Source organism: Streptomyces sp. NPDC091289 (assembly GCF_044757365.1).
GTDB lineage: Bacteria > Actinomycetota > Actinomycetes > Streptomycetales > Streptomycetaceae > Streptomyces.
In genome coordinates this window covers 371,182-380,715 of record NZ_JBIVUT010000003.1, presented here as the reverse complement: position 1 = coordinate 380,715, position 9,534 = coordinate 371,182, and the positions used below count along the sequence as shown (strand labels likewise).

The window sequence follows — 9,534 nt, the reverse complement described above, 5'->3', positions numbered from 1 at the left end:
CGGGGCGCGCGGGGCGCACCGGGGCCCGCCCGGGCCGCGGGCGCGGGGGGGGGGGGGCGGGGCACCCCGCACCGCGCCGGGGCCCGGCCCGGGTTTTTCCCCCGGGCCGGGCCCCGCTGCGCTGTGCTGTGCTGTGCTGTGCGGTCCGAGGCGACCCCGCCGTCCGGGCGGCTGTGCGGTCCGGGGCGGCCGCTGTCAGACGAGGACGACGCAGGAGGCCGCTGGGACCTCGACGGAGCCCGCGTGCCGCGGGACGCCCGTCTCGGCGTCCACGGCGAACCAGCTGACGTTCCCGGAGTGCTCGTTGGCCGCGTACAGCCACTGCCCGCTCGGGTCGAGCGTGAGGTCGCGCGGCCAGCGGCCGCCACAGCCGACGGTGGCCACCAGGGCCGCCTGCTCGCCGCTCTCGTCGAGGGTGAGCACGGAGATGCTGTCGTGGCCCCGGTTGGCGGTCCACAAGAAGCGTCCGTCGCGTGCGACGACCACCTCGGAAGGGTAGGTGCGCGCCGCGCCCTCGGCCGCCTCGTGCTCGGGCAGCACCGGCGTCTCCCCGAGCACGTCGAGGCGGCCCGTCGCCGCGTCCCAGCGGCACACGGTGAGGGTCGGCTCCAGCTCGCCCAGGACGTAGGCGAGGGTGCCCGAGGGGTGGAAGGCCAGATGGCGCGGTCCGGTGCCCGGGCGCAGGGCGGTCTCGCCGTGCGGGCGCAGGGCGCCGGTGGCGGGGTCCAGGGCGCAGACGTGTACGGAGTCGGTTCCGAGGTCCACGCTGACCACCCAGTTCCCGGAGGGGTCGGCGAGCACCTGGTGGGCGTGCGGTCCCTCCTGGCGGCCGGTGTCCGGGCCGCTGCCCTCGTGCCGGAGCACCGAGGCCGCGCCCCCCAGCGATCCGTCGGCGAGGACCGGCAGAGCGGTGACGCTGCCGGAGCTGTAGTTGGCCGTGACCAGGTGGTTCGCGGCGAGCGCCAGGTGTGTGGGCGCATCGCCGTCGACGGCCCGGACGGCGCCCAGGAGGGCCGGTACGTCGCCGTCGAGCGCGAAGGCGGCGGCGACGCCCGGGGCGCTCTCGCCGACCGCGTACAGGGCCGTGCCGCCCGCTCCGGGGCCGACGGCGAGGAAGGAGGGGTCGGGTACGGCGTCCGTGGAGCCGAGCACGGTCAGCGCGCCGGTGTCCCGGTCCACGGCGGCGGCGGTGATGCCGCGCCCGCCCGCCGAGGTGAATGACCCTATGAATGCCCGCCCGACGCTGTTGCCGGTCATCGTGCTACCCCTCTTCACCGTCGCCGCGATCTTCACGGCCGACGGTAGCAGGCAGCCCACGGCGGTCCAGACCAATGTGATCGGAGGGGATCGAGAGGATCGGAGGGATCGGAGGAGGGGGCCGGCTGCCCCGATCGGCGGGACGCCCGCCAGGGGGCGATCAGGCCGGTTCGGGGATCAGGCCGGTTCGGGGGCCACGGCAGGTGTCCGGCCGCCCCGGCCCTGGAGCGGTGCCGCCAGTGCGGCGAGCGCGCGTTCCAGGCCGTGGAGGTGGGCCAGGGCGGGGTCCGCGGCGGCCACGGGAAGCTCGGGCAGGTGGAAGCCCCGGGAGCCGTCGGGTGCGGTGAGCGCCTCGACGGTCGCCTCGACGCGGGAGCACGCGGCCGACAGCCGTGCGTCGTGCGAGGCGTCCGGGTCGGCGGCGATGGAGGCCAGCCCCCGCACTTCCCGTACGCAGTCGTCCAGCAGCGCGAGCACCTGCCGGGCGCGCGCCTTGCGGGCCGGCAGCGGGCTCAGGGGGTGCACCAGCGGCGCGAGGGAGAGCCGGACCCGGCCGAGCAGCACCTCCAGTTCGGCGACGCGGGGGCCGGGGTCGGCGAGCGTGGAGCCGGCGAGGCGGTCGGCGGCCTCGGCCGTGCAGGCGTGCACGCAGCGCAGCGCCTTCTGGATCCACGCGTCGGTGATGGCGTGGGTGGTGACGGGGAGGACCAGCAGCACGGCGAGCACCGCGCCGAGCGCGCCGACGGCGGTCTCCGCGACGCGCAGCCAGAGCAGGGCGGCGTCCAGGACGCCCAGCACGCCGTAGAGCATGCCGACCATCACCGTCACCCAGAACATCATCCAGCTGTACGAGACCGCCGCCGTGTAGAAGATGCCGAAGACGCTGACCGCGACGATGGCGGCGGTCGGGACGCCCGCGCCGTCGAGCGGGATGGCCACGGCGAAGCCCGCGACGATGCCGACCACGGTTCCCAGGACCCGCCGGAATCCCCGTACGAGCGTCTCGCCGCGCGAGGTGGTGTTGACGAAGACCCACCAGGTGGCGCCCACCGCCCAGTACCACCGCTGGTCGGACAGGACCTGCCCCAGGCCGAGCGCGAAGGCCCCGCCCAGGGTGGCCTGGACGGCCTGCCGGGTGGTGATGCGCAGCCGGCCCCGGCCCTCCGGAGGAGCGGGCGCGGCCACGACGGGCAGCCGCCGCTCGTAGCACCACAGGCCGAAGCGCACGGCGGACGAGGCGCACAGGGACAGCACCACGGCGAGGTACAGCTCGGGAAGCTGCCCGGGCACGGTGTGCAGGAACTGGGCGGCGAAGAACGTCATGAACGCGAAGACGCCCAGCGCGTGCCCGCGCGGCCCCCAGCGCCGGGCGTACACGCCCGCCCCCATCACCGCGAGGAAGATCAGGTCGCGGGCGGCCGGCTGGTCGTGCAGCACAGCCGCGACGGCGAGGACGGGCAGACCGACGGTGGGGAGCAGTGCGGTGGTGACCGCCTGCCCCCGCACCGTCGGGTCGGTGACGGTGAAGAGGGCGAGCAGGGCCGCGAGGCCACCCGTGATGGCCGCCACGAGCGAGAGCCCGGCGAGGCCGCACAGCGCGACCGCGAGACCGATGCCGAGAACGGCCCGGACGGCGAAGCGCAGCCGTACCCGACCCGGGTCCGGCGCCACGAACACCCTCTTCAGCACACTTCCACCCCTTCCGCGTCGCCGCGGGACTCGCACGAAAAAGGCGCCACGGAAGTCCGCGGCGCCATCGACATCACCATTGCAGCATCTATCGGGCCCGTGGATCAAATCAGGAGGAATATCCTGTACCAATGGACCAGCGGAACGGCCGACACTTCGGCCACCAGCATGCCAACGGACCATCCGTGGGATGAGTACGCGTACTCATCCCGCGGACGGCGCGGGCGGCGCGGGCGGCGCGGGCGGCGCGGGCGGCGCGGGCGGCGCGGGCGGCGCGGGCGGCGCGGGCGGCGCACGATGCCGCCATGGACGTGAACATGGACATGGACATGCGCACGGCCGGGCTCCGGGCGGAGCGCGAGCCGCGGAGCGGAGCGATAAACCTCCTGGTGTTTCTGGCGCTCGTTCCGTTCGACGCGCTCGTGGGCGGCTACGCCTGGCTCGCGGTCGGCATGGAGGGCTGGGCCGCCGCGCACAACGGGGCGGAACCCACCCTTCCGGTGGCGGAGCTGATGGGGAGCGGGGGCGTGCTGGTGGCGGTGGGGCCGGCCCTGTACTGGGGCCGGTTCCGGGGCGCCGCCGTGATCCAGCTGGCCCTGACGGTCGTGCTGATGGCCTGGCTGCTGTCGCCCTACGGGTGACCTGCTGTCGTGCGAGGTGACGCCCTCGCCCTGGGTACAGTCGGAGCCGCACCGGACAACCGGACAGCTCGGAAGGAGATCTGCGGATCATGGCGGTGGACGCTCTCGACACCCGGATCCTGCGCCTGCTGATCGAGCAGCCGCGCACCAGCGTCCGGGAGTACGCGCGCATCCTCGGCGTGGCCCGCGGCACCCTGCAGGCCCGGCTGGAGCGGCTGGAGCGCGACGGCGTGATCACCGGCACCGGGCCGACCCTCTCCCCCGCCGCGCTCGGCCACCCCGTGCTCGCCTTTGTCCACCTGGAGGTCACCCAGGGGCATCTGGTCGAGGTGGGCGACGCCCTGGCGGCCGTGCCCGAGATCATCGAGGCGTTCTCGACGACGGGCGGGGGCGATCTGCTGACCCGCGTGGTCGCCCGGGACAACGGGCACCTGGAGGACGTGATCCAGCGGCTGATCCAGCTGCCGGGGGTGGTCAGGACGCGGACGGACGTGGCGCTGCGCGAGCGGGTGGCGCACCGGGTGCTGCCGCTGGTGGAGTCCGTGGGGCGCGCGGCGGGCGACCGGGACCGGCAAGCCCCGGGACCGGCCAGGGGTGACGGTCCCGGTCAGGCATGACGGTCCCGGTCAGGCATGACGGTCCCGGTCAGGGAAGGCCGGGGAGGGCGGTCAGGGGTGACCGGACCCGTCGGTCCGGGCTGCGGCATGCTGGGGCCATGACTTCCCTCCCCGTATCCGCGTCCGGCCTTCACGTGATCTTCGATCTCGACGGGACGCTGGTGGACAGTGAGCCGAACTACTACGAGGCGGGGCGGCGGTTGCTCGCCCGGTACGGGGTGCGGGACTTCGGCTGGGAGGTCAACGCCCGGTTCATCGGCATCAGCACCCTGGAGACGCTGACGGTCCTGCGCGCGGAGTACGGGATCGACGCCCCGCTCGAGGAGCTGCTCGCCGGGAAGAACGCCCTGTATCTGGAGCTCGCCGGGGCGTCGACGGAGGTCTTCCCGCAGATGCGGGTGCTCGTGGAGCGGCTGCACGCGGCCGGGGTGCCGATGGCGGTGGCCTCGGGTTCGTCCCGGGCCGCGATCGAGGCGGTGCTCGCGGTCACCGGGCTCGACGCGTACATCCCGCTGTACGTCTCCGCCGATGAGGTCCCGCGCGGCAAGCCGGAGCCGGACGTGTTCCTGGAGACGGCCCGGCGGCTGGGGGTGGAGCCGGGGGACTGCGTGGTGCTGGAGGACGCCCCGGCCGGGGCCGCGGCCGCGCACGCGGCGGGCATGCGGTGCATCGCCGTCCCCTACGTTCCGGAGACCGCGTCCGACCCGGCGTTCAAGGCCGCCGACCTGCTGTTCCCGGACGGCCAGTCCGCGTTCACGGCCGAGGCCGCGTGCCGCCTGCTGCTGGGCTGACCCGGATACGGCGGGCCGCTCCCGGCACCGGGACCGGCGGCGAGGGGTGCCGGGCCGTCAGCCGGGCCCGGTGAAGGGGCCGTCGGGGCATCCGGGCTCCGCCGGACCGATATCCTGATCATGTCGTTCGTCGCACCGCCCAGGACTCCGCCGGAGACCGGGCCCCCGGGGGCCGACAGCCGGAGCGGGCCACAATTCGAGATAGGTGTACAGGTGCTGGTAGCTGGTCGGTACCGATTGGTATCCCCCATCGGTCGTGGCGGCATGGGCGAGGTGTGGCGCGCCACGGACGAGGTGCTGGGACGCGCCGTGGCCGTGAAGCTGCTGCTGGGCGACCAGGCGGACGCCTCGTCGACCGCCCGCTTCCGGCTGGAGGCCCAGACCGCCGCCCGGTTGAGCCACCCGCACCTGGTGGCCGTGTTCGACTTCGGGGCCTGGGAGGACCGGTTCTTCCTGGTGATGGAGCTGGTCGAGGGGCAGAGCCTCGGAGACCTGCTGGCCGCCCAGGAGCGGGTCCATCCCGAACAGGTCGCCCTGATCGCGGGCCAGGCGGCCGCCGGGCTGGCCGCCGCGCACCGCCAGGGCATCGTCCACCGCGACATCAAGCCGGGCAACCTGATGCTGGACGCGGACGGTTCGGTGAAGATCGGCGACTTCGGGATCGCCCAGTTCGTCGACGACCCCTCGACCGCGCTGACGACGGCCGGTCACATCGTGGGCACGAGCCTCTATCTGGCCCCCGAGCGGGCGCTGGGGCGCACCGCCGACTCCGCGTCCGACATGTACTCCCTGGGCTGCGTCGTCTACCAACTGCTCCTCGGTCAGCCGCCGTTCAAGTCCGACACCGCGACCGCCACGCTCTACCAGCATGTCGACACCCCGCCGGTCCCGCTGCGGCAGCACGGGGTGGACATCTCCGCCGCGTTCGACTCGTATCTGCTCGGGCTGCTGGCCAAGAAGCCCGAGGAGCGGCCCACCGCGCAGCAGGTGTCCGACTGGTTCCGCACCGACGCCTGGCGCGGCCGGCCGGAGCCCCTCCCGATGCAGACGCCCAAGTCCCACCGGGCGTCCACCCCCGTGGCCCCGAAGCCCGCTCCGGCGGCGCCGCCCGCTCCGGTCGGGCCGACGACGTACCGGCTCCCGGGGCCCACGGGGCGAAGACGGCAGGCCCCGGCCCGCTCGGCTCCGGCCCGTCGGCGCAGCACCCGCGAGGCGATCCGCCGGCGCCCCAGGGTGGCCAGTGCCATCGCGGGCACGGCGACGTTCCTGGCCGCCGTGTATCTGGGGATGATCCTGTTCTCCCCGGACTCCAGTTCCGCCGGCACACCGGACCGGAGCCCGTCCCCGGGCCCCTCGCAGGACGTCCGCGACGGCGGCGGGCAGCAGCAGCCCGATCAGCAGGGTGAGCAGGGCCAGGAGGACGGGGACCAGCAGGGCCGGGGCCAGGACGACGGGGACGACGAACAGGACGACTGAGTCCCGCCCGCCCCTCCCCCTCCCCCTCCCCGTCCGTCACCGTCACCAGCGGTCGTGGACCGCCGCACGGATCGACCGGTCGTACAGGTCGCGCACCGCGTCCAGCGTGGACTGCGGCAGCGGCGGCAGGGCGGCCGCCGCCGCGTTGGCACGGGCCTGTTCCACCGAGCGTGCGCCGGGGATCACGCTGGTCACGCCCGGCTGCTGGATGATCCAGCGCAGCGCGGTCTGCGCGGGGGTGGCTCCCTCGGGGGCCAGTTCGGCGAACTCGGCGGCCGCGGCGACGCCGGTCGCGTAATCGATGCCGGAGAACGTCTCGCCCTGGTCGAACGCCTCGCCGTGCCGGTTGTACGTCCGGTGGTCGTCGGGGCCGAAGACCGTGTCCTTGGTGTACTTCCCGGAGAGCAGGCCGGAGGCGAGCGGGACCCGGGCGATGATGCCGACGCCCGCGGCGACGGCCGCCGGGAGGACCTCGTCCAGCGGCTTGAGGCGGAACGGGTTGAGGATGATCTGTACGCTCGCGACGCCCGGGCGCGCGATGGCGGCGAGTGCCTCGGCACAGGTCTCGACGCTCACCGCGTAGGCGGCGATCCGCTGTTCGGCGACGAGGGTGTCCAGGGCGTCGTAGACGGCGTCCGAGGAGTAGACGGCGCCGGGTGGGCAGTGCAGTTGTACGAGGTCGAGTGTGTCGGTGCCGAGGTTGGCCCGGGAACGGTCGTTCCAGGCACGGAAGTTGTCCAGGACGTAGTTCTCCGGCACCTGATCGGCGCGACGGCCCATCTTGGTGGCGACGAAGACGTCCGCGTCGGGGCGGTTCTTGAGGTAGCGGCCGATGAGCTGTTCGCTGCGGCCGTCCCCGTACACGTCCGCGGTGTCGAAGAAGGTGACGCCGGATGCGACGGCCGCGTCGAGGAGCCCGAAGGCGTCGTCCTCCGCGACCTCGCCCCAGTCGCCCCCGAGCTGCCAGGTGCCCTGTCCGACGACCGAGACGTCACGGCCGGTCCTGCCGAGTGTGCGCTGTTCCATGAGGATCATGCTATTCCGCTTCTCGCGTGGGAGGAGTGGACGGCGGCAGGAGCACCGCTGCCGCCGTCCACGTCTGATGCCCCCAGGGAGCGGGCGGGCCCGGGAGGGGGGAGCCGGCACCCGTCCGCGGACTGCCGCGGACGGGTGCCGGGGCTGCTGGTTCCACCGCGGCCGACACCTCGGGCGCCCGCGCCGGTCCGTCGCCGGTGGTCCGTCGCCGGTGGTCAGTCGCCGGTGGTCAGTCGCCGGTGGTCAGTCCCCGGTGGTCAGTCCCCGGTCGTCAGTCCCCGGTCGTCACGCGGACGTAGTCGATGACCATCTCCTGCGGGAACTGGGTGGAGCCGTCGGGGTCGCCCGGCCAGTAGCCGCCGACCGCGAGGTTCAGGATGAGGAAGAAGGGCTTGTTGAACACCCACTGGTTGCCGCCCAGGTCGGCGGGGGTGCGCCGCTGGAAGACGTTGCCGTCGACGGACCAGGTGATGGAGTCGGGCGCCCAGTCGACGGCGAAGGTGTGGAAGTCGTCGGCGAACGCCTGCCCGTCGGGCAGCGTGTACGAAGCGCCGATGCCGCCGGAGCCGGAGTATCCCGGTCCGTGCAGGGTGCCGTGGACGGTGCCGGGTTCGAAGCCGACGTTCTCCATCACGTCGATCTCGCCGCTGTCCGGCCAGCCGACGTTGCCGAAGTCGTCGCCCAGCATCCAGAACGCGGGCCAGATGCCCTGGCCGCGCGGGATCTTGATCCGCGCCTCGACATGGCCGTAGGCCGCGGCGAACTTGCCCGAGGTGTTGAGCCGGGACGAGGTGTAGTCACAGGTCCCGTACCAGCACTGGTAGTTGCCCGGGTTCTCCTTCCGGGCGGTGATGACGAGGTTGCCCTGGCCGTCGAGCGCGGCGTTGTCGTTGCCCGGGGTGTAGAACTGCCGCTCATGGTTGTTGACGTTGTCGCCGGTCTCGAGCTGCCACTTGCCGCCGTCCACGGCGGCGCCGGCCGGTCCGTCGAACTGGTCCTCGAAGGCGACCGCCTGGGCAGCCGGGCCGGGGGCCGGGGAGCCGGTGGCGGGTGCGGCGGACGCTCCGCCGGGGAGCGCGGTCAGGATGGCGGAACAGCAGAGCAGCGAGGCCGCGTAGAGAGCGACGCGGCGGCGCCGGGAGACGCTGCGCGCCGTGGAGTGCGTGGGGTGCACGGTCATCACATCACTTCGCGTGGGGGGCATGCGCATGACAGGTGGACGCCGAGAGGTGAACGGTTGGGGCGATCACCTCGGGCGCATATTTCAATTCTTGATTTAAGGGAGTGCCGAAGGAGCCGTCAATAACCTGGTCCGGACCGGAGAAGGAACGGCATGCGCCAGAGGCATATGCATCTGAAGACAGCCGTACATCGTGCGGTTCGCACTCCGCGGCCGCAGAGTGGAGATACAGGCGAAGGGAGCACGACGTGGACAACGACAGCGCACCGCGGCCCCACTTCGTCGTGCAGATCCATGACGCGCGCCGCCTGCACTTCGACTTCCGGCTGGAGGTCGACGGCGTACTGAAGTCCTGGGCGGTGCCCCGCGGGCCCTCGGAGAACCCCAGCGACCGCCGGCTCGCCGTGCCGACAGAGGATCACGCCCTGGAGTACCGCGAGTTCGAAGGGGTCATCCCCCGGGGCGAGTCCGGCAGCGGCACCGTCATCGTCTGGGACCAGGGCACCTACCGGCCCCTCGGGCACGACGGGCAGGGCGACTCCGTCCCCTTCGCCGAGTCCCTGGAGCTCGGCCATGCGACGTTCTGGCTCCACGGGGCGAAGCTGCACGGCGAGTTCGCGCTCACGCGCATCCAGCAGGGCGACGAGCCGGACAGCGGCGGCCACGAGGCGTGGCTGCTGATCAAGGCCAACGACCGCCTCGCCGTACGCGGCAGGCCCGGCTCCCCCGACCCGTACCACGCACGCTCCGCCCGTACGGGACGGACGCTGCACCAGGTCGCCGCGGCGGCGGCCCGGGAGCCCGGGGGTCTCTGACCGGGGGTTTCTGGCCTCAGGTCTCCGGCCTGG

Annotated in this window: 9 protein-coding genes; 5 read left to right on the top strand and 4 right to left on the bottom strand. The window is 73.5% G+C overall.

What is annotated here, in order from left to right; translation table 11 throughout:
• Window positions 1–195: 195 nt before the first annotated feature.
• Together ACIQPT_RS05825 and ACIQPT_RS05820 are read right to left on the bottom strand one after the other, a co-directional pair.
• Entirely contained in the window at window positions 196–1,257 is a 1,062-nt protein-coding gene (locus ACIQPT_RS05825; RefSeq protein ID WP_401153049.1) for a lactonase family protein, read from the bottom strand.
• Window positions 1,258–1,434: 177 nt separating this feature from the next.
• Entirely contained in the window at window positions 1,435–2,946 is a 1,512-nt protein-coding gene (locus ACIQPT_RS05820; protein ID WP_401153047.1) for an FUSC family protein, read from the bottom strand.
• Window positions 2,947–3,251: 305 nt separating this feature from the next.
• Between ACIQPT_RS05820 and ACIQPT_RS05815 the strand changes: the two genes are divergently transcribed.
• The 4 genes from ACIQPT_RS05815 to ACIQPT_RS05800 all read left to right on the top strand — a co-directional run bounded on the left by ACIQPT_RS05815 (window position 3,252) and on the right by ACIQPT_RS05800 (window position 6,471).
• On the top strand, window positions 3,252–3,587 hold the full coding sequence (locus ACIQPT_RS05815; RefSeq protein WP_401153046.1) for a hypothetical protein: 336 nt from the start codon (window positions 3,252–3,254) through the stop codon (window positions 3,585–3,587).
• A gap of 89 nt (window positions 3,588–3,676) precedes the next feature.
• Window positions 3,677–4,204, top strand: coding sequence for an Lrp/AsnC family transcriptional regulator (locus ACIQPT_RS05810; protein ID WP_401153045.1), 528 nt, complete (start codon window positions 3,677–3,679; stop codon window positions 4,202–4,204).
• Window positions 4,205–4,302: 98 nt separating this feature from the next.
• Window positions 4,303–4,995 carry an HAD family hydrolase gene (locus ACIQPT_RS05805; protein WP_401153044.1) on the top strand — a complete coding sequence of 231 codons (693 nt, stop codon included), beginning with the start codon at window positions 4,303–4,305 and terminating at the stop codon, window positions 4,993–4,995.
• Between the two features lie 264 nt (window positions 4,996–5,259).
• On the top strand, window positions 5,260–6,471 hold the full coding sequence (locus tag ACIQPT_RS05800; protein ID WP_401153042.1) for a serine/threonine-protein kinase: 1,212 nt from the start codon (window positions 5,260–5,262) through the stop codon (window positions 6,469–6,471).
• 42 nt (window positions 6,472–6,513) lie between these two features.
• Here ACIQPT_RS05800 and ACIQPT_RS05795 read toward each other — a convergent pair whose 3' ends face one another.
• Together ACIQPT_RS05795 and ACIQPT_RS05790 are read right to left on the bottom strand one after the other, a co-directional pair.
• Window positions 6,514–7,506 (bottom strand): aldo/keto reductase, encoded by a 993-nt coding sequence (locus ACIQPT_RS05795; protein ID WP_401153040.1) that lies wholly within the window; start codon window positions 7,504–7,506, stop codon window positions 6,514–6,516.
• 271 nt (window positions 7,507–7,777) lie between these two features.
• The gene (locus tag ACIQPT_RS05790) at window positions 7,778–8,686 is read right to left on the bottom strand and encodes a family 16 glycosylhydrolase (RefSeq protein WP_401153039.1); all 909 of its coding nucleotides are present in this window, start codon (window positions 8,684–8,686) and stop codon (window positions 7,778–7,780) included.
• A gap of 248 nt (window positions 8,687–8,934) precedes the next feature.
• On the opposite strand from ACIQPT_RS05790, the gene ACIQPT_RS05785 reads away from it, so the two are divergent.
• Window positions 8,935–9,501, top strand: a complete 567-nt coding sequence (locus ACIQPT_RS05785) for a DNA polymerase ligase N-terminal domain-containing protein (protein WP_401153037.1) — start codon at window positions 8,935–8,937, stop codon at window positions 9,499–9,501.
• Window positions 9,502–9,534 lie beyond the last annotated feature (33 nt).

Coding starts and splice junctions, on each gene's coding strand:
- ACIQPT_RS05800 (WP_401153042.1), top strand. CDS start 5,260: ATGGGCGAGGTGTGGCGCGCCACGGACGAGGTGCTGGGACGCGCCGTG.
- ACIQPT_RS05815 (WP_401153046.1), top strand. CDS start 3,252: ATGGACGTGAACATGGACATGGACATGCGCACGGCCGGGCTCCGGGCG.
- ACIQPT_RS05825 (WP_401153049.1), bottom strand. CDS start 1,257: ATGACCGGCAACAGCGTCGGGCGGGCATTCATAGGGTCATTCACCTCG.
- ACIQPT_RS05790 (WP_401153039.1), bottom strand. CDS start 8,686: ATGACCGTGCACCCCACGCACTCCACGGCGCGCAGCGTCTCCCGGCGC.
- ACIQPT_RS05805 (WP_401153044.1), top strand. CDS start 4,303: ATGACTTCCCTCCCCGTATCCGCGTCCGGCCTTCACGTGATCTTCGAT.
- ACIQPT_RS05795 (WP_401153040.1), bottom strand. CDS start 7,506: ATGATCCTCATGGAACAGCGCACACTCGGCAGGACCGGCCGTGACGTC.
- ACIQPT_RS05810 (WP_401153045.1), top strand. CDS start 3,677: ATGGCGGTGGACGCTCTCGACACCCGGATCCTGCGCCTGCTGATCGAG.